Source organism: Altericroceibacterium indicum, assembly GCF_009828105.1.
GTDB lineage: Bacteria > Pseudomonadota > Alphaproteobacteria > Sphingomonadales > Sphingomonadaceae > Altericroceibacterium > Altericroceibacterium indicum.
In genome coordinates this window covers 211,119-232,612 of the sequence record NZ_WTYQ01000005.1, presented here as the reverse complement: position 1 = coordinate 232,612, position 21,494 = coordinate 211,119, and the positions used below count along the sequence as shown (strand labels likewise).

23 protein-coding genes are annotated in these 21,494 nt (G+C 55.6%); 19 read left to right on the top strand and 4 right to left on the bottom strand.

Features of this window, described 5'->3' with window-relative positions:
* The first annotated feature begins 71 nt into the window (after positions 1-71).
* The 4 genes from GRI39_RS13315 (at position 72) to GRI39_RS13300 (ending at position 4,787) form a co-directional block, all read left to right on the top strand.
* A protein-coding gene (locus GRI39_RS13315) for an IS5 family transposase (RefSeq protein ID WP_170324293.1) occupies positions 72-853 on the top strand; the annotation gives its coding sequence in 2 pieces (ribosomal slippage) (positions 72-396 and positions 396-853; 783 coding nt in all).
* Positions 854-996: 143 nt separating this feature from the next.
* On the top strand, positions 997-1,695 hold the full coding sequence (locus tag GRI39_RS13310; RefSeq protein WP_160740210.1) for a nuclear transport factor 2 family protein: 699 nt from the start codon (positions 997-999) through the stop codon (positions 1,693-1,695).
* Positions 1,692-2,177 carry a nuclear transport factor 2 family protein gene (locus GRI39_RS13305; protein WP_160740209.1) on the top strand — a complete coding sequence of 162 codons (486 nt, stop codon included), beginning with the start codon at positions 1,692-1,694 and terminating at the stop codon, positions 2,175-2,177. Before GRI39_RS13310 ends, GRI39_RS13305 begins: the two co-directional genes overlap by 4 nt.
* A gap of 246 nt (positions 2,178-2,423) precedes the next feature.
* Positions 2,424-4,787: a TonB-dependent receptor gene (locus GRI39_RS13300; protein WP_160740208.1), complete on the top strand. Its 2,364-nt coding sequence runs from the start codon at positions 2,424-2,426 to the stop codon at positions 4,785-4,787.
* A 74-nt stretch (positions 4,788-4,861) separates the two neighbouring features.
* On the opposite strand, the gene GRI39_RS13295 is transcribed toward GRI39_RS13300, so the two are convergent.
* Entirely contained in the window at positions 4,862-5,962 is a 1,101-nt protein-coding gene (locus tag GRI39_RS13295) for a 5-methyltetrahydropteroyltriglutamate--homocysteine S-methyltransferase (RefSeq protein WP_160740207.1), read from the bottom strand.
* Positions 5,963-6,154: 192 nt separating this feature from the next.
* Between GRI39_RS13295 and GRI39_RS13290 the strand changes: the two genes are divergently transcribed.
* The 7 genes from GRI39_RS13290 to GRI39_RS13260 all read left to right on the top strand — a co-directional run bounded on the left by GRI39_RS13290 (position 6,155) and on the right by GRI39_RS13260 (position 12,339).
* Positions 6,155-6,919 carry a glutathione S-transferase family protein gene (locus tag GRI39_RS13290; RefSeq protein WP_160740206.1) on the top strand — a complete coding sequence of 255 codons (765 nt, stop codon included), beginning with the start codon at positions 6,155-6,157 and terminating at the stop codon, positions 6,917-6,919.
* Complete coding sequence (locus GRI39_RS13285) at positions 6,919-7,707, top strand: glutathione S-transferase family protein (protein WP_160740205.1); 789 nt, start codon at positions 6,919-6,921, stop codon at positions 7,705-7,707. Before GRI39_RS13290 ends, GRI39_RS13285 begins: the two co-directional genes overlap by 1 nt.
* 130 nt (positions 7,708-7,837) lie before the next feature.
* Positions 7,838-8,710, top strand: coding sequence for an amidohydrolase family protein (locus tag GRI39_RS13280; RefSeq protein ID WP_211371610.1), 873 nt, complete (start codon positions 7,838-7,840; stop codon positions 8,708-8,710).
* Positions 8,711-8,766: 56 nt separating this feature from the next.
* Positions 8,767-9,513: an SDR family NAD(P)-dependent oxidoreductase gene (locus GRI39_RS13275; protein ID WP_160740204.1), complete on the top strand. Its 747-nt coding sequence runs from the start codon at positions 8,767-8,769 to the stop codon at positions 9,511-9,513.
* A 33-nt stretch (positions 9,514-9,546) separates the two neighbouring features.
* On the top strand, positions 9,547-10,320 hold the full coding sequence (locus tag GRI39_RS13270) for a glutathione S-transferase family protein (RefSeq protein WP_160740203.1): 774 nt from the start codon (positions 9,547-9,549) through the stop codon (positions 10,318-10,320).
* Between the two features lie 53 nt (positions 10,321-10,373).
* Complete coding sequence (locus tag GRI39_RS13265) at positions 10,374-11,381, top strand: zinc-dependent alcohol dehydrogenase family protein (RefSeq protein ID WP_160740202.1); 1,008 nt, start codon at positions 10,374-10,376, stop codon at positions 11,379-11,381.
* Positions 11,382-11,439: 58 nt separating this feature from the next.
* Complete coding sequence (locus GRI39_RS13260) at positions 11,440-12,339, top strand: TauD/TfdA dioxygenase family protein (protein WP_160740201.1); 900 nt, start codon at positions 11,440-11,442, stop codon at positions 12,337-12,339.
* 24 nt (positions 12,340-12,363) lie between these two features.
* On the opposite strand, the gene GRI39_RS13255 is transcribed toward GRI39_RS13260, so the two are convergent.
* Positions 12,364-12,765, bottom strand: a complete 402-nt coding sequence (locus GRI39_RS13255) for a VOC family protein (protein ID WP_160740200.1) — start codon at positions 12,763-12,765, stop codon at positions 12,364-12,366.
* Between the two features lie 112 nt (positions 12,766-12,877).
* On the opposite strand from GRI39_RS13255, the gene ligM reads away from it, so the two are divergent.
* Positions 12,878-14,278 (top strand): vanillate/3-O-methylgallate O-demethylase, encoded by a 1,401-nt coding sequence (gene ligM / locus GRI39_RS13250; RefSeq protein ID WP_160740199.1) that lies wholly within the window; start codon positions 12,878-12,880, stop codon positions 14,276-14,278.
* 119 nt (positions 14,279-14,397) lie between these two features.
* On the opposite strand, the gene GRI39_RS13245 is transcribed toward ligM, so the two are convergent.
* Positions 14,398-15,408: an NAD(P)H-dependent flavin oxidoreductase gene (locus GRI39_RS13245; protein WP_211371609.1), complete on the bottom strand. Its 1,011-nt coding sequence runs from the start codon at positions 15,406-15,408 to the stop codon at positions 14,398-14,400.
* Positions 15,409-15,602: 194 nt separating this feature from the next.
* Between GRI39_RS13245 and GRI39_RS13240 the strand changes: the two genes are divergently transcribed.
* Positions 15,603-17,144 (top strand): catalase, encoded by a 1,542-nt coding sequence (locus tag GRI39_RS13240; RefSeq protein ID WP_281351883.1) that lies wholly within the window; start codon positions 15,603-15,605, stop codon positions 17,142-17,144.
* Between the two features lie 93 nt (positions 17,145-17,237).
* Here the strand turns inward: GRI39_RS13240 and pyk are convergent, their stop codons facing one another.
* Positions 17,238-18,692 (bottom strand): pyruvate kinase, encoded by a 1,455-nt coding sequence (gene pyk, locus GRI39_RS13235; RefSeq protein ID WP_160740197.1) that lies wholly within the window; start codon positions 18,690-18,692, stop codon positions 17,238-17,240.
* A 45-nt stretch (positions 18,693-18,737) separates the two neighbouring features.
* On the opposite strand from pyk, the gene GRI39_RS13230 reads away from it, so the two are divergent.
* The 6 genes from GRI39_RS13230 to GRI39_RS13205 all read left to right on the top strand — a co-directional run bounded on the left by GRI39_RS13230 (position 18,738) and on the right by GRI39_RS13205 (position 21,491).
* Positions 18,738-19,049, top strand: coding sequence for a DUF1244 domain-containing protein (locus GRI39_RS13230; protein ID WP_160740196.1), 312 nt, complete (start codon positions 18,738-18,740; stop codon positions 19,047-19,049).
* A 101-nt stretch (positions 19,050-19,150) separates the two neighbouring features.
* Entirely contained in the window at positions 19,151-19,387 is a 237-nt protein-coding gene (locus tag GRI39_RS13225; RefSeq protein ID WP_160740195.1) for a DUF2312 domain-containing protein, read from the top strand.
* A gap of 112 nt (positions 19,388-19,499) precedes the next feature.
* Positions 19,500-19,817, top strand: a complete 318-nt coding sequence (locus GRI39_RS13220) for a heavy metal-binding domain-containing protein (protein ID WP_160740233.1) — start codon at positions 19,500-19,502, stop codon at positions 19,815-19,817.
* A 128-nt stretch (positions 19,818-19,945) separates the two neighbouring features.
* On the top strand, positions 19,946-20,689 hold the full coding sequence (locus GRI39_RS13215) for a YebC/PmpR family DNA-binding transcriptional regulator (protein WP_160740194.1): 744 nt from the start codon (positions 19,946-19,948) through the stop codon (positions 20,687-20,689).
* A gap of 15 nt (positions 20,690-20,704) precedes the next feature.
* Entirely contained in the window at positions 20,705-21,172 is a 468-nt protein-coding gene (ruvC, locus tag GRI39_RS13210) for a crossover junction endodeoxyribonuclease RuvC (RefSeq protein ID WP_160740193.1), read from the top strand.
* A gap of 4 nt (positions 21,173-21,176) precedes the next feature.
* Positions 21,177-21,491: an antibiotic biosynthesis monooxygenase family protein gene (locus tag GRI39_RS13205; protein WP_160740192.1), complete on the top strand. Its 315-nt coding sequence runs from the start codon at positions 21,177-21,179 to the stop codon at positions 21,489-21,491.
* Positions 21,492-21,494 lie beyond the last annotated feature (3 nt).

Sequence of the window (21,494 nt, the reverse complement as noted above, 5' to 3'; positions counted from 1 at the left end):
CTAGGCGGCGTGGACAAATTGGTTGACGTTGCGATGGCGGGTTGATTCAAGGCTGCCTTTTGGAGGCGGGCTTGAGTCGGGGTGATCTTACCGAAGCAGAATGGCGTGTTTTGAAGGGGTTGCTTCCGATTGATGCGTCGAACCGTGGGCGCGGACGACGTCCTGAAGAGAACCGTGCGATCATCAACGGCATTCTCTGGCGACTTCGCTGCGGCACACCCTGGCGCGACGTTCCGCCAAAATACGGCAACTGGAACACGATCTATCGGCGGTTCAGGCGATGGAGCGATGCCGGGGTTTGGGAGGCCGTGTCGGTTACACTGGCCGAGATCATGGCGGACAGCGGCCACTACAGCATCGACAGCACTACGGTTCGCGCCCATGTTTCGGCGGCGGGCGGAAAAGGGGGACTCGTCGAAGAGCTCTTGGCCGCTCGCGGGGCGGGTTCACCAGTAAACTTCACTGTCTGGCTGATGGACGAGGGCGACCGCTCGCCCTCCACCTGACAGTCGGCGAAGCCGCTGATTGCAAGGCCTATGACGCCCTGATCGCTATGGCAGACCAAACACCCAAGGCGCTACTGGCTGATAAGGGATACGATGCCGACGCCATTCGCGCCGATCTTGCCGAACGCGGTATCGAGGCCGTCATTCCCGGACGATCAAACCGCCGTGTGCCGATCGAGCACGACAGGAAACTCTACAAGCAGCGCAACCAGATCGAGCGCTTCTTCGGACGCCTCAAGATCAACCGCGCCATCGCGACACGCTATGATCAACTCGTGGACAGCTTCCTATCCATGGTCCACATCGCCACCGCCAGATACTGGCTCAAATTTGTCCACGCCGCCTAGTCCAATGCCGGTTACAGCCCCCGTTATAAAAGCGACGCGCCCTTCCCATGGTCGATTATCATTGCTCATGTCCAATTTTTCCTCTCGCCAAACGATCTATATTTGTTAGTGATACATACAAATAAAAAAATGGGAGAGTCGAGATGAACGACATGGAAGGCCGGCTGGCAAAGCTGGAGCACCGTGTGGGTGAGTTGGAAGACATCAACGCAATTCGCCGCCTGCATTGGGCCTATGGCTACTACATTGACTTCAACCGCCCGGATGACGTGGCTGAGCTATTCTGCGAAGATGGTGTGGTTGTTTTCCTGTCCGGTGAATATGTCGGACATGCAGGCGTAAAGCGGCTTTATGGCGATTGGATCGCCGGACGCTTTACTGGCGGCAAGCCCGGACCGGTTCACGGCATGTTGCTCGATCATTTCCAGATGCAGGATATCATCACGGTTGCCCCTGATCGGCAAACCGCAAAGGGCCGTTTCCGCGGTATGCTGTTCGGTGGTTGGCATGATGATTTTCAGGACACTAAAGAAGAATTCATGCCCCAGCAATTCATGGAAGCGGGCATCTACGAGAACGACTATGTCCGGGAAAACGGGGTGTGGAAGATCAAGCGCCTCGACTATATGATGCAATGGCAGGGCGATTATGAAAACGGCTGGGCACATACCACCGCCCACCTTCAGCCGGCTGACAAAACCTTCCCCGAAGATCCCCTTGGGCCGGACCGCTTGCTGCCCGCCGATCAGCATCGCCAGACATGGCCATACCGTCAGGATGTCCCGATGCATTTTGCCCATCCAAAATTTGGCGCAGTGCTATCGGGCAAGGAGAAGGCATGACGGGCCGGTTGTCTCTCAGCTTGCTCATCGGAGCGATAGCATGTGCGATCGCTCCCATGGCCTCTGCCCATGCGGCGGAAGACGGTGAAGCACCTTCACGCCATTGCACACTTTCAGCGCGTCAGGTGGTCGAGAATTTCATTCCGCTCTTCTATGAGCAGAAAGATGCTCGCACCGCTTTCATGCGCTGGGTTGCGCCAGACTATATCCAGCACAATCCCGGTGCAGCCAGCGGACGGCAAGCAGCGATAGATTTTCTGCAGCCCTTCTTCGACGCCAATCCGGGCATTGAATATACGGTTCATCGGGTGATTGCGTCCGATGGTTTGGTGGTAGTGCATAATGAAGCACGTTTCGCGCCTGATGCACCGCCGTCTGCTGTGGTGGACATTTTTCGGGTCGAAAATTGCAAGATCGTCGAACATTGGGATGTCGTTCAGCAAATGCCCGAAAAATCCATGAACGATAACGGCATGTTTTGAACGGCGCGCCTAAAATGCACGCCTTTGGGTGAAAGGCGTGCCATTATTGCCTTACACTTCCAATTTGTTTGATCTTGTCCATCGCAAGACAATGTGACCCGTAAGAAAACTTGTGATTTTTTTACAACACAGGCCGATTCGCATGGGTTAAAGCACTTTTCCTAGTTGCGAATGTCTGAAATTCATGGCTAGGATACAACCCAATTATCCGGACTTAAGATCCGGAATTGAGAGAGAGGATGTTCGATGATTTCATGCCACAAAGGTATCCTGAATCGTGCCCTGCTTCTGGGCGCTTCCGCATTCGCGCTGACAGCAGCCCCAGCATTCGCCCAGGATGCTGGTCAAAGCAGTAGCACCAGCACGGCTCAACCCGATGACGGCGCATACCGCCCCGGTGAAATCGTGGTTACTGCCCAGTTTCGTGAGCAAAAACTGCAGGATACACCAATCGCCATCACTGCAGTAGATTCCGCCTTGCTGGAAGCTCGCAGCCAGGACGATATTCAGGCTGTTGCCCAGCAAGCGCCGAGCGTCACTCTGCGCGAACAAGGCGGTGCCTATGGTGCCTCCATGGGTGCCTCCATTCGCGGTATCGGCCAGTTCGATTTCAACCCCGCCTATGAACCGGGCGTCGGCATGTATATTGACGATGTCTATTACCCGACACTGACAGGCGCAAATTTCGATTTGCTCGATCTGGAACGCGTGGAAATCCTTCGCGGCCCACAGGGGACTTTGACCGGCCGAAACTCCATTGGCGGTGCAATTAAACTGTTCTCGAAAAAGCCTGATGCAGAAAACTCTGCCTTCGCAGAAGCGAGCTACGGCACGCGGGATCGTCTTGAATTGCGCGCTGGCCTGAACTTCGCCATCACGTCCAACCTCTATGCTCGCATTTCCGGCGTCCACAAGGAACAGGACGGTTATGTCGATCAGGTGGATTATGGCTGTGCCAATCCCAACAATCCTGAAGGCATTGCCCCCACCATCGGGAGCGACGGCACCGGCTCAACCTGTGTGAAAGATAAGCTCGGCGGCCAGAACTACTCCGGCCTTCGTGGCGCGGTCCGGTGGGAGCCGACCGCTGATATCGACCTGATGGTCATCGCAGATTATCAGAATTCCGATCGCACCAGCGCTGGTGAAGTGCAATTGCTCGGCCCCGCCAATTTCGACTGTGGTCGGTATTGCACCTATGCTAGCTGGTTCTTGCCAGCCGGGGGTGAATCCGGTGCTTATTACACCAGCAACCGCAACAAGTTCAGTGGTTGGGGCGTTTCGGGCCACGCTGATATCCGCTTGAACGACAGTCTGCAGCTGACCTCCATCACGGCCTATCGCGAATATAACAATAAATGGGGCACGGATGATGATTTCACTCCCGATCCCGCCATCGCCGCTGGTGGTATCAATGATCTGGACTTCTGGTTCTTCAGTCAGGAACTGCGCCTCAACGCCTCTCTGACAGATTGGGCCGATTTGACGGTTGGCGGATTCTATTCCGATCAACGCAGCACCTATTTCACCCAGCAGGATATCCGCTACATTATCCCCGGCGTTCCCGTACAGTTCATCGGCAACGATCCTATCAATGCAGATTCCAAAGCTGCATTTGGTACTTTGATCCTCAGGCCCACTGACGCGCTGACCTTGACCGGTGGCTTGCGCTATACCAAGGAGCACAAGGATTACACCTTCGTCCGCCGTAACTTTGCATATGGCAAGGATTTGGGCGTAGGTGCAACCATATTGGGCCTGGACAAGCTGGACGGTCTTCAGTCGGTTTATAATGGCGACCGTGTAGACTGGCGCATTTCGGCAGATTACCGTTTTTCACCTGCTGTGCTGGCCTATGTCACTGTCTCCACCGGCTTCAAAGGCGGCGGCGTGACCGCACGACCATTCCTGCCGGAACATGCCACAAAGGGCGATTTTGGTCCGGAAACAGTGACATCTTATGAAGCAGGCCTGAAAACCAACTTCCTTGACCGTCGCTTCCAGGTGAACCTGGCCGGCTTCTACAACAAGTATAAGGACATTCAGCTTCCGCTGTCGGATTGCTCAGCATATGGCGGCAACCCTTGCGCTGTTGTTGCCAATGCGGGTGACGGCGAAATCTGGGGCTTCGAAGGCGAGCTAACGGCTGAGCCGATTGATGGCTGGATGATTGACGGTTCGGTCAGTCTGCTCGGATCGAAATACACCTCCATCTCGCCTGCCGTCGGAAATAGTGTTCAATTTGGTGATCCGATCGCATCGCCTGAAGTTCAGTTCAGTGCTGGTATGCAGTACAAAATCGATCTCGGTAGCTCCGGTTCGATCACTCCACGTCTGGATATTGCCCACCGCGGGCGGGAATTCCAGGGCCACGCATTGGATGTTGTCAGCGATGCTTACCAATATATCAAAGCCTATACGCTGGCGAATGCTCGCCTGACCTATCGCAATGAAGATGAAGATTTGTCATTTGCTCTGGAAGTGACGAATATGTTCGACAAATATTACAACCCATCACGCTTTGATGCCCTCTACGGTTTCACAAGCACGGCTTACACCATGGTCGGCCGTCCACGTGAATGGCGCGTATCAATCCGCAAGGATTTCTGAGTTTAACGTCAGAACAATGAAAAGGGCGGCTCTTGCGGGCCGCCCTTTTTGTTTGTGCAAAACGGGTTAAACGATCAGCTACCCCAGACTTCTTCGGCCACTTCGACCACCAGACGGATCTTGTCAGCCTGCTGCTCCACGGAAATATCATTGCCATGGACAGTGGAGGAAAAGCCGCATTGCGGGCTCAGCGCCAATTGATCGAGCGGCGCGAATTTAGCCGCTTCATCGATCCGGCGCTTGATATCGTCCTTGGATTCCAACTCACCCAGCTTGGTCGTGACGAGGCCCAGAACCACGGTCTTGCCCTTGGGCAGGAAGCGCAAAGGTGCAAAGTCACCGGAACGCGGATCATCATATTCAAGGAAGAAAGCATCGATATCGAGTTCGTTGAACATGATTTCAGCGACCGGCTCATAGCCGCCTTCAGCCGCATAGGATGAGCGGAAGTTGCCCCGGCACAGATGAATGGCTTTCAGCATGTCAGCCGGCGCATCGCGGAAGCTTTCATTGATGAGCTTTGCATAATCGCGCGGGATATCATTCGGGTCCATGCCGCGTGCGCGCGCATTTTCACGCTGCTTGTCATCGCATAGATAGGCCAGGTTCGTGTCATCGAACTGGAGATAACGGCAGCCCGCATCAGCAAGGCTGGCCACTTCTGCACGATAGGCTGCGGCCACATCGGCATAGAATTCTTCCATTTCCGGATAGACGTCTGCCGGAATCCCATCCCGCCCGGCTCGGAAATGCAGCATGGTGGGCGACGGGATAGTAACTTTTGCCGTCTCATTGGTGAGACCGCTCAGAAATTCGTAATCACTTTTCTGGATCGGGTGGCTGTGCTTGACCTTGCCATTCACCACCATCCGCGGCGGGGCAAAGCGCACATCCTTGCCGGTATCGTTCTTGAAGGCCACTTCCATGCCACCTTCTTCCACCACGCCATCAAGCTGCAACAGAAAATCGGTGTGAAAGAAGAAGCGGCGGAATTCACCATCCGTAATGGCTTTCAGGCCAAGGCTTTCCTGCCATTTGACCAGCTCGGCAATGGACTGATTCTCGATTTCGCGCAGCTCGGCAGGGTCCATCCGGGCATCGCGCGCTTCCACCAGCTTCTTGGGGCGCAAAAAAGAACCGACATGATCGGCACGCAAAGGAAGTTTCTGAGGCACGCGAAGCGCTCCTTTTCATATAGGCGAATACTAATCGGCCTCGCCTATGGAATAAGCTGCTCTACATCGCAATGGTGAAAACGGTGGCTTTATAGCGCCTCAGCCGTTCAACTTGACCGCCTCCCCCGCCTGATTGTATGTATGACTTACAAACAACAGCCCTGAAAAAGAGGCTGAAAAATCGGAGAGATCATGGCTGACGTCACGCTCTATCACTGGGAGCCGAACGCCAATTCAGGCAAGCCTATGCTGGCCCTGATGGAAAAGGGTGTGCCCTTCCAATCGCATTACATCAACATGCTGGAATTCGACCAGCACAAGCCGGAATATCTCGCGATCAACCCGCAAGGTACGATCCCGGCGATGACCCATGGTGCCCGTGTGCTGACCGAAAGCACCGCGATCATGGAATATGTGGATGAGGAATTTTCGGGGCCGGAACTGATGCCAGCCGATGCGCAGGATCGCTGGCGTATCCGCTGGTGGATGAAGTTCATGGATCAATGGCTTGGCCCCAGCTTCTCCATGATCGGGTGGAGCACCTTTGTTGGCCCGATGGTCCGCCAGAAACCCAAGGAAGAATTGGAAGCGCTGATTGAACGCATACCCTTGCCTGAACGCCGCCGCGCATGGCGCAAGGCCATGTTTGGGCAATTTGGTGAAGAGGAACTGGCCGAAAGCAAGCGCCGCGTGGGCTTCGGGATCGACCGGTTGGAAGAAGAACTCGGCAAGCGCGAATATGTCGGCAGCGATCACTATTCGCTCGCCGATATCAACATCTTCAATTCCACCTATTCGCTACCGCTCTCCCATCCGCATTTCGCGAGTAAGGAGCGGACCCCCAACATCATGCGCTGGCTCAAAACGGTCTACCTGCGCCCGGCGGTTCAGGAGACATGGAAAATGGGCAAGACCGACCTTGCCCATCGCTATAGCCTCATCATGGAGGATATCTGATGGCCACTGCAATTCTCTACCATGGTGAGCCCAATGGCCCCTCTTTGAGCGTTTTGGCAGCGCTGGCCGAAAGCGGGCTGGACATTGAATGCCGCTCGATCAACCTGCTGAAAGGGGAGCGGTACACACTCCCCGGCGCGGAACAAACACTCGCCAGTGATATGGCGGTGGAAGGCGAAGGGCCGGTTCTGCTGAAAGATGGCGAAACCATGAGCGAGGCGGTGTTCCTCGCGCAATATTTCGATGATGCGGCAGGCAGCTGCGGGCTGCAGCCCAAGGATGCCTATGCCCATTGGGAAATGATGATGTGGTGCCGTCAAACAACAGAACGGCTTGCCCCGGCAGTCGCTTATATCGGCAATCTGGCCACTTCGCAGAGCGTGGTTGGCGCGATGGATGAGGCAGAGTTTTCCGCCATTGCCAAGAGCGTTTTCAGTGATGATTTGCGTGAACGCTGGCAGGATTTACGCGATAACCGGGTGGATGCAGCCAAGCTGGAAGATAGCAAAACCAAGGTCGCGCAATTCGTTGAACGGGTTGAAGAAAAGCTTGCCGATGGCCGCGAATGGCTGATGGGGGATTTCTCCATCGCCGATCTTGAGACCTTCGCCTGGTTGCGCCCGATGGCTGCGCTGGAAGCAGCGGCTTTCAAGGGAAAACTGCGGGCTGCGGCATGGATGGAACGGCTGGAGCAACGGCCTTGTATCAAGGCGGCTCTGGCGCACGCGACGGTTGACGACCCATCCCATGCTTTCGCCCCCGGCCCGGAAATCAATCGCTGGGGCTAGGCTAAAAAAGCTGAAACCATAAAGCAGGGCACACATGGTCCGCTCTATGGTTTCACCGCGACGACCTTTCGGGCTCTCGCAACTCGTTTGGAGAGTATAAGATGAACGCAAAATTATCGGGAGCAGATCCTTGCCTATAGATCTCAGTAAAATTCGGGCGATTGACGTTCACGTCCACGCCGAAGTGTCCTGCCATGACCCCGAAGATCCGGTGATGGGCAAATATTTCGACGCAGCCAGCACCTATTTCAAAGCGCCTCGTGAACGGCCAAAGATTCCTGAAATCATTGAACTTTACCGTGAAACACAGATTGCCCTGTGCCTGTTCACGGTCGATTGCGAAAGCGGTATGGGTGCCAAGCGCGTATCCAATTACGAGATCGCCGAATTTGCCCAGAAGAACGATGATATTTGCATGGCCTTTGCCAGCATTGATCCGCACAAAGGCAAATATGGCGCGCGCGAAGCCCGCGATCTGATCGAGAATCATGGTGTCAAAGGCTTCAAATTCCACGGCATCGCTCAAAACGCGCATCCAGCCGACCGGATGGCCTATCCGATCTATGAAGTGATTAACGAATATAAGCTCCCGGTGATTTTCCACACCGGCCATTCGGGCATGGGCACCGGAATGCGCGGCGGCGGCGGGATGCGGCTCAAATATGGCCAGCCGATGCTGATTGACGATGTGGCGGTGGACTTTCCCGACATGAAGATCATTCTGGCTCACCCAAGCTGGCCATGGGTGGATGAAAGCCTGTCGATGGCGCTGCACAAAGACAATGTCTTCATCGACCTGTCTGGCTGGAGCCCGAAATATTTCATGCCCCAGATCATTCGCTATGCGAACACGCAACTGAAAAAGAAGATGCTCTTCGGGTCAGATTTCCCGCTGATTCATCCGGATAAATGGATCGCAGCGGCCAAGGAAGTGGGCTTCAAGGATGAAGTTATGCCCCTGATTATGAAGGACAATGCCGCAAGAATTCTCGGCCTGTCCTGATGTGATGACCAGCCGACTGCGAAAACGTGGCGGCTCAAAACCTGTAAGGATGCTCAATGGACTTCACCGGACATCATGTCGTCATCACCGGCGCATCAACCGGGATTGGCAAGGCGACCGCTCAGCGGATCGTTGAGGCCGGTGGCAAAGTCTCGCTTATCGCGCGCCGTGCCGGGCTGCTGGAGGAATTGGCCTCCCAGCTCGGCCCCGCTGCGACATGGGTTGCGGCAGACGTGGCGGATCAGGCCGCCTTGCTCGCCGCACTCGATAGCTTGGTGGAAATACAAGGGCCGATCGATGGCCTGTTTCTCAATGCCGGAATTGGTGGAGCGTTTGCCCCGATCAGCGGATATAGCGACGAAACCTTCGATCAGGTTCTTGCCGTCAATCTGAAGGCGCCCTTCTGGGCGATCAAACATGTGTTGCCCGCTATGGCCCGGCGCGGACGCGGCGCTATTCTCATCACCGCTAGCCTTGCCGCCAAACGCGGCATGGCGATGAATGCGGGGTATGTGGCGTCCAAACACGCGGTGCTGGGCCTCGCCCGCGCTGTAGCGGTGGAGGCTGCCCCGCAAGGCGTACGTTGCAATTGCGTGATCCCCGGTTTCATCGAAACCCCGATGCTGGACGAAGTTCCGGCCGATCAGAAGGGCAAGATCGAAGCACGTGTGCCGCAACGCCGGATGGGTTCAGCGGAAGAATTGGCTGCAGTTGCCGCCTTCCTGCTCTCCGATGCCGCCAGCCATGTGACCGGGCAGGATTGGGCGGTCGATGGTGGCGTGCTCGAAAGCATAGAAATGTGATGGCTTTTCAAAGGCCACATTTGGGAGAGTGAAATGGCGATCAAATATTACCACGCCGAACCTTTGGCCAATTCGCTGAAAAGCATGGTCCCCCTGATTGAGAAGGGGCTCGACTATGAATCAATCTATGTCGATCTGCACAAGTTCGAACAACATTCCGATTGGTTCACCGCAATCAACCCGGAAGGGCAGGTGCCGGTGCTTGACCATGATGGCACGATCGTCACCCACACCACCGTCATCAATGAATATCTCGAAGATGTCTTCCCCGACGCACAGCCGGAATCCGGGCATTTACGCCCCACCGATCCGGCAGGCGCAGCGCGGATGCGCTATTGGAACAAATTCGTCGACGAACATGTGATGAACCACGTGTCCATGCATGGCTGGCACCGTCTGGTACGGGTCATCGCACGCAATATTGAAAGCGGCGATTTCGAAGAATTGATGAGCCATGTGCCGCTGCCCGATCAACGCAAGAAATGGATGCAGGCCCGCTCCGGCTTTTCCGAAGCGGACCTTGCCAATGCGATGGAAAAGATCGAATATGCGATGAACAAGGTCGAAGCCCAATTGGGTGAAACACCGTGGCTCGCCGGATCGACCTATACTCTGGCCGATATCAATTTCTTTGCCCATTGCGGCGCGATGGTGGAGCGGATGTTCCCCGATCTCGATGTGGAAAACCGCTTTCCGCGCACGGTGGATTGGCGTGATCGGGTCAAAGCACGCCCGGCCGTGGCAAAGGCGCTGCAAAGCGAAGACCGCACGGCCCCCGGCCTTCGGACCTGGAGCGGCGATCAATAGTTGTGACTATGAATGCCCTATCAGGGGCACCCATAAATGACAGGAGATCGACCATGCGCGCATGGATGCTTCCCGCAAACTCAGACAGCTACAAACAGATCGCTTTGCATCAAGTGGAACAGCCCTCACCCGGCCCCGGTGAAGTGCTGATCCGCATGAAGGCATGGTCGCTCAATTACCGCGATTTCATGATCGCATCAGGCCATTACTTTGGCGGCAAGCTCACCAGGGAAACGATTCCCCTGTCCGATGGCGCAGGTGAAGTCGCTGCTGTGGGGCAAGGTGTCACCCGCTTCAAGGAAGGGGACCGCGTGCAAAGCGCGTTCTTTTCGCATTGGGAAGAAGGCCCCCCACGCCAAAGCCCCGCGCTGGGCGATGGCCAAGCACCCGGCGTGCTGGCCGAATATGTGGTCCTGCCTGAAAGCGGCGTGGTCCCGATGGCTAAGAGTCTCGATTTTGGCGAAGCGGCCTGTCTGCCCTGTGCTGGCGTAACCGCATGGAATGCGCTTGTTGAAGGCCCACGCCCCGTAAAAGCCGGAGACAAGGTTCTGGTACTCGGCACCGGCGGTGTTTCCATGATCGCACTACAAATCGCGCGGGCCTGCGGCGCTGAAGTGATCGCCACCAGTTCGTCCGATGCAAAGCTTGAAAAGGTGAAACTTCTAGGCGCTTCCCATACGGTCAATTACAAGAGCACACCCGAATGGGGCGCTTATGTGAAGGAACATTTCGGCGGGGCTGACAAAGTCGTCGAGGTCGGCGGCGCCGGTACGGCCGAACAATCCATGAATGCCCTCGCCATGGAAGGGGAAATTGGCTTCATTGGTGTCCTATCACCCGAAGGCGGTCCAAACCCGCGCGGGCTGATGATGTCTGCCGGATTGATGCGCGGGATTTTCGTGGGCTCTTCTGCCATGGCCAAAAGATTGAATGCAGCCGTGGACGCCAATGGTATCACGCCTGTCATCGGCAAACGCTTCAGCTTTGAAGAAGCAGACAAGGCCTATGCCCATGCCGATAGCAACGATAGCTTCGGCAAAACCGTGATCGAATTGGCATAAGCGCGGATGGCGGGGTTGGTGCGATGGCTCAACCCCGCTGACAAATGGAGAGGAATTGATGGAAGAGGCAAAGATCAGCCTGCATGGCGATTTTGACAATGCTGCGCACAATTATCAGCATATCAGTGTAAAACCTGCGGCCGCAGCCCTTGGCGCAGAAGTGTGCGGCATTCGCCTCAGTGACCTTGGCGAAGCGGCGTTTGCCGAATTTCGCCATGCTCTCCATCGCCACAAGATCCTCTTCCTGCGCGATCAGCATCTCTCTCATGAAGAACATGAAGCCTTTGCCGCTCGCCTTGGTCCCTTCGCCGTCGATGCCTATACGCAAGGGACAGAAGGGCACCGCAATGTTCACCCGATCATCAAGGAAGCCGAAACCCGCTCCAAGGCGCTGTTCGGTGGAGGGTGGCACACCGATTCACCTTTTTTGGCAGAACCGCCCTCCATCACCATGCTGCGCGCGGTCGAGATTCCGCCCTATGGCGGCGACACGGTCTGGGCCAATACGGCGCTCGCCTTCCGCTTCCTGAGCCCGGTGATGCAGGATATGCTGCGCCCCTTGCGGGTCCATATGTCCGCTGCCGCCAATTATGCGACACAGGCCAAGGTGGCCGGCAAGGCCCTGCCCTTTGCCGATGAGCAGCAAAAGAGCGAGGCGCTGGAAGGCCGTTTTCACCCACTGGTCCGCACTCATCCCGAGACGGGCGAAGAAGCGCTCTATGTCGATGAAGTCTATGCCGTGGGGATTGAAGGGCTGACACAGGAAGAAAGCCGCCCGCTACTCGATTTTCTCCGCCGTCATATCACCAACCACGCGCTGACGTTCCGCCTGCGCTGGGAAGTGGGCATGGTCGCCATGTGGGATAACCGCGCCACGCTGCATCTTGCCGCCAACGATTATGACGGTTTCCGCCGCGAGATGTATCGCACCACCACGGCAGGCACCGCGCCACGATAAAAGACGTGCAGTGGTGTCATTCGATCATTGGGCGAAGAAGTTCAATTCCAGCAGAATATTGTTCGGGTCAGCGGTGAAAATCTGCCGCAGATTGATCGCAGCCACATAGTTTTCCTGAAAATCGGCCCCTGCTGCTTTCAGCCTGGCGATCACCGAATCATAGCCTTCACACTTCAGCGCCACATGATGCAGTGCGCCGGTCAGAGATCCGGGTTTGACAGGACGATCATAAGTGCGTGGACAGTCCACACTGTTGATGTGAATTATCGCACGGCCTGCCTCATCAAACATCCAGATGGCGTTTTCCGGGGTCAGTGGCGGCGGCGCATTGCGCCGTTCCAACTGCAATAAATCGCTGTAAAATCGGGCGGTTTCCTCCATCCGATCAGTGATGATGTTGATATGGTCGAGGGACTCGACGCGCATCTTATAGCTCCCTAACGATATCCTGCCTTTGGGCTTGCAGCATGGGCAAAATTTAGTATGTAGTGCTTACAAATTTTCAGAGTTTTGGTTTCATTTGAGAGAGGAAACTAACATGGCCGCAAATCTAGAACAAAAACTTGCTGAGCAGTCGAGCATTGTCGACATGCTCCGCAATTCACAGATCGGTGCCTATGTGTACCCGGTCGTGGCTCCTGAATTTCACAACTGGCGTTCTGAACAGTGGGCATGGCAGCACAGCGCCGTCCTGTTCGACCAGTCACACCACATGGTTGACCTCTACATCCGTGGTAAGGATGCGCTGAAGCTCCTCTCCGACACGATGATCAACTCCCCTAAGGGTTGGGCCGTCAACAAAGCCAAGCAGTATGTTCCGACCACGCCTTATGGCCATGTGATCGGCGACGGCATCATCTTCTGGCTCGCTGAAGAAGAATTCGTCTATGTGGGCCGTGCACCTGCTGCAAACTGGCTGATGTATCAGGCAGAAGTCGGCAAGTATGATGTCGAAATCGTCCATGATGATCGCTCGCCAAGCCGCCCGATGGGCAAGCCCATCAGCCGCATCAGCTGGCGCTATCAGATCCAGGGCCCCAAGGCCTGGGACATCATCGAAAAGCTGCACGGCGAAAAGCTCGACAAGCTGAAGTTCTTCAACATGAGCGAAATGAAGATCGGTAACAAAACCGTTCGTACACTTCGCCACGGCATGTCCGGCGCACCTGGCCTTGAACTCTGGGGTCCTTACGAAGAAAAGGACTACATCAAGGAAGAAATCCTCAAGGCTGGCGAAGAATTCGGCATCGTGCCGGTCGGTAGCCGCGCCTATCCGTCCAACACGCTGGAATCGGGCTGGATCCCTTCCCCGCTGCCTCCGATCTACACCGGCGACAAGCTGGCTGACTATCGCAAGTGGCTCGGTGCGGATAGCTACGAAGCCGTGGGCGCCATCGGTGGTTCTTTCGTCTCCGAAAACATCGAAGACTACTACCTCAACCCATGGGAACTGGGCTACGGTCCGTTCGTGAAGTTCGATCACGACTTCATCGGCCGTGAAGCTCTCGAAGCTCTGAACCCTGCGGAACAGCGCAAGAAGGTCACGCTGGAATGGAACAGCGACGACATGAAGAAGATCATGGGCTCGCTCTTCGATCCAGAAGGCGGCGTTCCTTACAAGTTCTTCGACCTGCCGCTCGCCAACTATGCCAACTCCAACTACGATTCGGTGGTTGATGCTGGCGGCACCAATGTCGGCCTGTCGATGTTCACCGGCTACTCCTTCAACGAAAAGAAGGCATTGAGCCTCGCCACCGTGGATCACGAAATCCCCGAAGGCACCGAACTGAAGGTCATCTGGGGCGAACCAGACGGCGGCTCCAAGAAGACCACGGTTGAACCACACAAGCAGATCGAAGTCCGCGCGATTGTATCGCCGGTGCCTTATTCTTCGGTTGCTCGTGAAAACTACGCTGAAGGCTGGCGCACCAATCGCTAAGCTTTAGCGAGACGCAAAATAAAGAAGGCCCCCGAGATACACTCTCGGGGGCCTTTTTGTTGCCTTCAGTATCTCTAGAGGCCTTTAAGGCCCCTTTAGGTCGCGCTAGCCCCCATCAATTATCGCCGAGCCAACGCTGCTTCGGATTCAGCCATCAGGCCTGCAATGATCTCAGCCGCAGGCTCTTCCTGCTTGACCATACCAACCGATTGCCCGGCCATAATCGAGCCATTTTCAACATCGCCATCGATCACCGCACGGCGTAAAGCCCCTGCCCAATAGCGTTCAATCTGAAGCTGGGCCTCCATCATCTCAACCGAGTTGGAATCCAGCAAAGCCGCCACTTCGCGTTGTTTGGCGGTAAATTCATCCGTACCCTTATTCTTCAGCGCACGCACCGGAATCACGGGCAAACGCGCATCAACCTGAACGCTCGAAACCGCATCACGGGCATTGGCGCGGAAGAATGCTTTCTTGAAATCCGGGTGGGCAATACTCTCTGTCGCACAGGCAAAACGCGTGCCCAATTGAACGCCAACAGCGCCCATTTCGAGATATCCGGCAATCGCTTCACCGCGGCCAATGCCGCCGGCCACAAACACCAGGTGATCTTCCGCCAGCGCCGGCAGGAATTCCTGCGCCAGCACGCTGGTGGACACCGGGCCAATATGGCCGCCGGCTTCCGAGCCTTCGATCACCAGCGCATCGGCGCCGGAACGGAACAGCTTTTTGGCCAGCGCAATTGTCGGTGCAAAAACAATCACTTTCGCCCCAAAAGCCTTGATCGCTTCCACGCTGCCCTTGGGCGGAATGCCGCCTGCCAGCACCACATGGGTCACGCCATGCTTCTTACAAACCTCAATCAAATCAAAGATATCAGGATGCATGGTAATGAGGTTCACACCGAAGGGCTTATCCGTCAGCTCCTTGGTGGCAGCGATCTCAGCATCCAGCAGATCGGGGGTCATGGCGCCGCAGGCAATGACACCAAAACCACCGCCATTGGAGATCGCCGCCACCAGATTACGTTCCGAAACCCAGCTCATCGCACCGCAGAGAATGGCATGTTCCGTGCCAAGGAATTCCGCACCGCGGCGCATCAGTTCATGGGTTTTGGGATAAAGGGTCATGGATCGCATCTTCTCAAATAAGGGTTTGCCGCCCTACCTAGCCTGAGCGCGACCGGCAAGCCGCAAGCAATGAGAAGCTGCATCATGCGCGCTGCATTAAATCGCATATAACGATTATAGTTACGTGTTTAATCGGTTTTACCGAAATCATGAACTCTCCTACATCTGTTTTCATCAACCAGAGGAGTGATCTCATGGATAATGGAAATTCAGGCGGCAAATGTCCCGTCATGCACGGAAACCTGCCAAAAACCGCGCTGACCACAGCATTCGGCGCGCCCGTCGTCGATAATCAGAACAGCTACACGGCAGGGCCGCGTGGTCCGCTGCTGATGCAAGATGTGTGGCTCCTGGAAAAACTCGCCAACCTTAACCGTGAAGTCATTCCCGAACGGCGGATGCATGCCAAGGGTTCAGGCGCATTTGGCACTTTTCGCGTTACCAAAGACATCACCCGCTATACCCGTGCGAAATTCCTGTCCGAAGTGGGCAAGGAAACCGAAATGTTCGCCCGTTTCACCACTGTTGCGGGTGAACGCGGCGCGGCTGATGCCGAACGGGATATTCGCGGTTTTGCACTGAAATTCTACACTGAAGAAGGCAATTGGGACCTTGTCGGTAATAATACGCCTGTCTTCTTCCTGCGCGATCCGCGCAAATTCCCTGACCTCAACAAGGCAGTAAAGCGCGATCCCAAAACCAATATGCGTTCGGCCACGAATAATTGGGATTTCTGGACCCTGCTCCCTGAAGCATTCCATCAGGTTACGATTGTCATGTCTGATCGTGGCATCCCCAAAAGCTATCGCCACATGCACGGCTTTGGCAGCCACACTTACAGCTTCATCAATAGTGCCAATGAACGGTTCTGGGTGAAATTTCACTTTAAGACCCAGCAAGGCATTGAAAATCTTACGGATGAAGAAGCAGCAGCCGTGGTGGCAGCGGACCGTGAATCCAATCAGCGTGACCTGTTCGACGCGATTGAACGTGATGACTTCCCCAAATGGACCATGTATATTCAGGTGATGAATGAAGAAGAGGCAGCGACCTGCGGCTTCCATCCCTTCGACCTCACCAAAATCTGGCCCAAAGCAGATTACCCGCTGATTGAAGTCGGCGAATTCGAACTGAACCGGAATGCTGAAAACTACTTTCAGGATGTCGAACAGAGCGCCTTTGCACCTTCCAACACGGTGCCGGGAATTTCTTTCTCACCTGACAAAATGCTGCAGGCCCGCCTCTTCGCTTATGCCGATGCGCAGCGTTATCGTCTGGGCGTGAATTACCATCAGATCCCGGTTAATGCGCCGCGTTGCCCGGTCATGACCAATCACCGCGATGGAATGGGCCGGATGGATGGCAATTATGGCTCTTTGCCACATTACCAGCCGAACAGCTTTGGCCAGTGGCTTGAGCAACCGGAATATCGCGAGCCTCCGATGAAAATCGACGGCAACGCCGATTTCTGGAACTTCCGTGAAGATGATGACGATTACTTCAGCCAACCCCGCGCATTGTTCAACCTGATGAGCAATGAGCAAAAGCAGGTCCTGTTTGACAACACAGCACGTGCGATGGGTGATGCGCTCGACTTCATCAAGCAGCGGCACATCAACAACTGCACCCGGTGCCACCCGGACTATGGTGCAGGCGTTGCCAAGGCCCTTGGTATGGAAGCGCCATCGGCTGAAATGCTGGAAGGGGTCAGCCCGGATCTCGCTGAAGCACTGTAAAGGTTCGAACCATAGGCCAAAGCCAGTGCTCCGCTGGCTTTGGCTTATAACTCTTCGCGCCCTTGCTCCCTCATCGGCGCGAAGAGTTCTTTCTTAATTTTCGTGCTTCTTCAATTCATCGCCCTGAAGGGTGACGACATGCAGAAGATTGGTGGCGCCCGGTGTACCAAACGGAACACCAGCCAGCACGATCAATTTATCAGTCGCATCACCAAAGCCATGGCGCAAAGCCATACGCTTGCCCTTGGCGATCATCTCTTCAAAGCTGCCAATATCCTTGGTTATCACTGGATAGGCCCCCCACAGCAGCGCTGTGCGGCGAGCAGTCACGGCAGAGGGCGTCAGCACCATCACTGGCACGGAAGGCCGTTCGCGGACCACCCGCCGTGCGGAAGCCCCACTGGCCGTGAAAGTCACAATAGCGCGAATCGGCACAGTATCGGCAATCGTCATGCAGGCATGGGAAAGCGCATCAGCCGTTGTCGCGTCAGGCGGTGTTTCCAGAAAACGCACGCGCTGTTTGAAATCGTCGCTGCGTTCAACCTGGGCCGCGATACGATCCATCATCAGGACCGCTTCTTCCGGCCAGTCACCAGCGGCCGTTTCAGCCGACAGCATCACCGCATCAGCACCATCATAGACAGCGTTGGCGACGTCTGACACTTCGGCGCGGGTGGGTGATGGGCTTTCAATCATGGACTCAAGCATTTGAGTCGCCACGATGACCGGCTTGCCAAGCGTGCGTGAGAAATTGACGATGCGCTTCTGCAGCGGCGGGACTTCTTCAGGGTTCAATTCCACCCCAAGGTCCCCACGCGCAACCATCACACCATCGGACAATTCGATAATTTCATTGAGTCGTTTGATCGCCTGCGGCTTCTCAATCTTGGCGCAGAGCGAGCCGTAACCGCCCATCAATTTGCGCGCTTCGGCGATGTCTTCCGGGCGCTGAACGAAGGACAGGCCGATCCAGTCAGCGCCGTGCTCAATCGCAAAGGTCAGATCGCGGCGATCTTTTTCTGTCAGAGCCGGAATCGGCACTTCAGCATCAGGGACATTCACCCCCTTACGGTTGGAAATCACCCCGCCAACTTCAGCCGTGCAATGAATCGCATCGGGCGTCGCTTCACGCACACGCATACGAATCTTGCCATCGTTAATCAGCAGACGGTGGCCTTTTTCGAGCAGACCAAACAATTCAGGATGGGGAAGCTGGACACGGGTTGCATCGCCAGGTTCTGGATTGCGATCTAGCGTGAAGCGCGCACCGTGGGCGATGAGCGCCTTGCCATCCTTGAATTCGCCAACCCGCAACTTCGGCCCTTGCAGATCGCACAAAATCGCGATCGGGCGCTGGAATTCCTTCTCGAGCGCGCGAATCGCCTCAAAGCTCTTTTCATGGATCGAATGATCACCATGACTCATATTAAGGCGGAAAGCGTCAGCGCCTGCGCGCACAAGCCGCCTGAGCATTTCGGGATCACTGCTTGCGGGGCCAACAGTAGCGAGAATTTTGACCTTACGGTCACGCGGTTGAAATTTTGCCATGACCCACGCCTATGGCATAGCAATGAGACAAGACAAGGACCAAAAATGACCAAAGTGAATGATCCGCTGGATGAATTGCCCGATCAGGTGGCCGCAGAGGCTTTTCGGAGGCTTGTCCGCCATCTGCGCCATCGCCATGATGCACAGAATATTGATCTTATGGGACTCTCCGGCTTTTGCCGTAACTGCCTGGCTGACTGGATTCGCGAAGCGGGAGCCGATGTTGATAAGGCCACGGCCCGCGAAATCATTCACGGTATGCCGATGGATGAATGGAAAGACCGCTATCAAACGCCCGCAACCGCGGAACAGCTCGCCCGAATGGAAGCGAGTGTGAAACGAAACACGCCCAAATGATGCTCATGGTGGGTAAAATTCCGGGGATGGGTTCACCATTGCCCGGCACAGCGCTATCACGCCGCCCCAATTGATTCTCGAATATTCCTGGAGTTACCCCGATGGCCGAAGCCCATGACGACCGCCTGCGTCTTCTCATTGAACGCATTGAGCGACTTGAAGAAGAAAAGAAGGGCATTTCTGACGATATTCGCGACGTTTACGCTGAAGCCAAAGCCGTCGGCTATGATCCCAAGATCATGCGCCAGGTGGTCCGCCTGCGCAAAATGAAGCCCGATGACCGCAATGAGATGGAAACCATTCTCGATACTTACAAAGCAGCGCTTGGCATCTCATAAATTCTGTTTCGAACTTCTCTGTCAGGCATTACGCTCAACAGAGAAGTTTATAACAGATTAAGAGGATGAAAGTATGGCCAGCCCCTGGAGCGACAACTCGCACAGCGACCGCATGATTGTTACCACCACGACCGCGATTGAAGGACGCCCGGTGCGCGATTATCTCGGCGTGGTGACGGGTGAAGTGATTGTTGGTGCGAACCTGTTTCGCGACATATTTGCATCCATCACCGATCTTGTTGGCGGCCGCTCGGGCAAATATGAAGAAGTGCTGGCCCGCGCCCGCAAGGAAGCCATCGCTGAAATGCAAAGCGAAGCGAAAGCCTTGGGCGGCAATGCGGTGGTGGGCGTCGATATTGACTATGAAGTCCTGGGCCAGAATGGGTCTATGCTGATGGTCAGCGTTTCGGGCACCGCCGTCATCGTCTAAACCAGCTTCAAAACCTTGCTTTTCTGGCCAGTGTTGCCCTTTAGGCGCTCTGCGGTGTAAAGGCAGCAACCGCGAGAGGGTAAGCCGCGTGACGTGGCTGGCCCGGACATACAATTTCGAAGGTTCCCATGGCAGGCCATTCCAAGTTCAAAAATATCATGCACCGCAAGGGCGCGCAGGATAAAAAGCGCTCCGCGATGTTCTCCAAACTTTCCCGCGAAATTACCGTCGCGGCCAAAATGGGCATGCCCGACCCGGATATGAATCCGCGTCTGCGCGCTGCGATCAACGCAGCCAAAGCGCAATCCATGCCCAAGGATAATATTCAACGCGCGATCGACAAGGCGTCGGCCAATGAAGGCGATGAATATGAAGAAATCCGCTATGAAGGCTACGGTCCCGGCGGCGTTGCGCTGATCGTTGAAGCGCTGACCGACAACCGCAACCGCACTGCCACCAATGTGCGCACCGCATTCTCCAAGAATGGCGGCAACCTTGGTGCATCGGGCGCAGTGAGCCATGGTTTTGAACGCCTCGGCCTGATCGTCTATCCGGCATCTGTTGGCGACGAAGAAAAGGTTCTTGAAGCCGCGATGGAAGCAGGTGCTGACGATATTCAGTCCGGCGATGACGAGCATGAAATCTGGACTGCCGCTGAAGATCTGCACGGTGTTGCCAGCACGCTGGAGAAATCACTGGGCGAAGCCGAAACTGTTAAGCTCGCATGGAAGCCCAACCTCACCGTTGATGTAGCAGAAGGCGATGCGCAGACCCTGTTCAAGCTGATCGACGCGCTTGATGATGATGACGATGTGCAGACCGTTTGGGGCAATTACGAAGTCTCCGACGAAGTGATGGAGAAGCTCGGTTAAGAACTGGCACGCCTCGTGCTGATTCTTGGACTTGATCCTTCTCTGACATGTACCGGATGGGGCGTGGTGCGGGTCGATGGCCCGCGCCTTTCCCATGTGGCCAATGGCCAGGTGTCCACCAATGCCAAATCTCCAATGCCAGAGCGTTTGCTGCATCTCCATGATGCGTTGATCGCGGTGATCGAGACTTACAAGCCCGATCGGGCAGCGGTGGAAGAGGTGTTCGTTAATAAGAACCCGCAATCCACCCTGAAGCTTGCCCATGCGCGCGGCGCAGTTCTGACCGCCTGCGGGCGAATGAGCCTTCCGGTGAATGAACATTCTACCCGGCTCGTCAAAAAAGCTGTGGTCGGCACCGGCGCGGCTGAAAAACAGCAAGTGCAGGCCATGCTGAAAATCCTGCTTCCGCTGGCCAAAGTGTCTGGCTCGGATGCAGCCGATGCGTTGGCGGTGGCCATAGCGGATGCTCATCTGAAAGGGTAATGACATGTATCTCGTCGTGTTTCGCAATCGCAAGCGCGCCGATCTCGACCCGATTGCTTATGAGGCAGAGAATCTCCGCATGGAGCAACTGGCACTTGCAAGCCCCGGATTTCTGGCGCTTAAGGCCTACACTGCCGATGACGGCGAAGTGGTGACGATCAGTGAATGGATGAGCGAGGAACATGCGCGCCAGTGGGGTGCCCATGCCGAACATCGCATTGCCCAGCACCACGGTCGGGAACGCTATTACGAAAGCTATACGCTCTTTGCCTGCCCTGATCCGCGCATCCACCAGTTCAACCGGTCACAAGATTCCTAGGAC

Excerpts from the sequence above, each read along its gene's own strand:
- GRI39_RS13310 (WP_160740210.1), top strand. The coding sequence starts at position 997 with ATGAACGACATGGAAGGCCGGCTGGCAAAGCTGGAGCACCGTGTGGGT.
- GRI39_RS13305 (WP_160740209.1), top strand. The coding sequence starts at position 1,692 with ATGACGGGCCGGTTGTCTCTCAGCTTGCTCATCGGAGCGATAGCATGT.
- GRI39_RS13300 (WP_160740208.1), top strand. The coding sequence starts at position 2,424 with ATGATTTCATGCCACAAAGGTATCCTGAATCGTGCCCTGCTTCTGGGC.
- GRI39_RS13290 (WP_160740206.1), top strand. The coding sequence starts at position 6,155 with ATGGCTGACGTCACGCTCTATCACTGGGAGCCGAACGCCAATTCAGGC.
- GRI39_RS13285 (WP_160740205.1), top strand. The coding sequence starts at position 6,919 with ATGGCCACTGCAATTCTCTACCATGGTGAGCCCAATGGCCCCTCTTTG.
- GRI39_RS13275 (WP_160740204.1), top strand. The coding sequence starts at position 8,767 with ATGGACTTCACCGGACATCATGTCGTCATCACCGGCGCATCAACCGGG.
- GRI39_RS13270 (WP_160740203.1), top strand. The coding sequence starts at position 9,547 with ATGGCGATCAAATATTACCACGCCGAACCTTTGGCCAATTCGCTGAAA.
- GRI39_RS13265 (WP_160740202.1), top strand. The coding sequence starts at position 10,374 with ATGCGCGCATGGATGCTTCCCGCAAACTCAGACAGCTACAAACAGATC.
- GRI39_RS13260 (WP_160740201.1), top strand. The coding sequence starts at position 11,440 with ATGGAAGAGGCAAAGATCAGCCTGCATGGCGATTTTGACAATGCTGCG.
- GRI39_RS13255 (WP_160740200.1), bottom strand. The coding sequence starts at position 12,765 with ATGCGCGTCGAGTCCCTCGACCATATCAACATCATCACTGATCGGATG.
- ligM (WP_160740199.1), top strand. The coding sequence starts at position 12,878 with ATGGCCGCAAATCTAGAACAAAAACTTGCTGAGCAGTCGAGCATTGTC.
- GRI39_RS13245 (WP_211371609.1), bottom strand. The coding sequence starts at position 15,408 with ATGACCCTTTATCCCAAAACCCATGAACTGATGCGCCGCGGTGCGGAA.
- GRI39_RS13240 (WP_281351883.1), top strand. The coding sequence starts at position 15,603 with ATGGATAATGGAAATTCAGGCGGCAAATGTCCCGTCATGCACGGAAAC.
- pyk (WP_160740197.1), bottom strand. The coding sequence starts at position 18,692 with ATGGCAAAATTTCAACCGCGTGACCGTAAGGTCAAAATTCTCGCTACT.
- GRI39_RS13230 (WP_160740196.1), top strand. The coding sequence starts at position 18,738 with ATGACCAAAGTGAATGATCCGCTGGATGAATTGCCCGATCAGGTGGCC.
- GRI39_RS13225 (WP_160740195.1), top strand. The coding sequence starts at position 19,151 with ATGGCCGAAGCCCATGACGACCGCCTGCGTCTTCTCATTGAACGCATT.
- GRI39_RS13220 (WP_160740233.1), top strand. The coding sequence starts at position 19,500 with ATGATTGTTACCACCACGACCGCGATTGAAGGACGCCCGGTGCGCGAT.
- GRI39_RS13215 (WP_160740194.1), top strand. The coding sequence starts at position 19,946 with ATGGCAGGCCATTCCAAGTTCAAAAATATCATGCACCGCAAGGGCGCG.
- GRI39_RS13205 (WP_160740192.1), top strand. The coding sequence starts at position 21,177 with ATGTATCTCGTCGTGTTTCGCAATCGCAAGCGCGCCGATCTCGACCCG.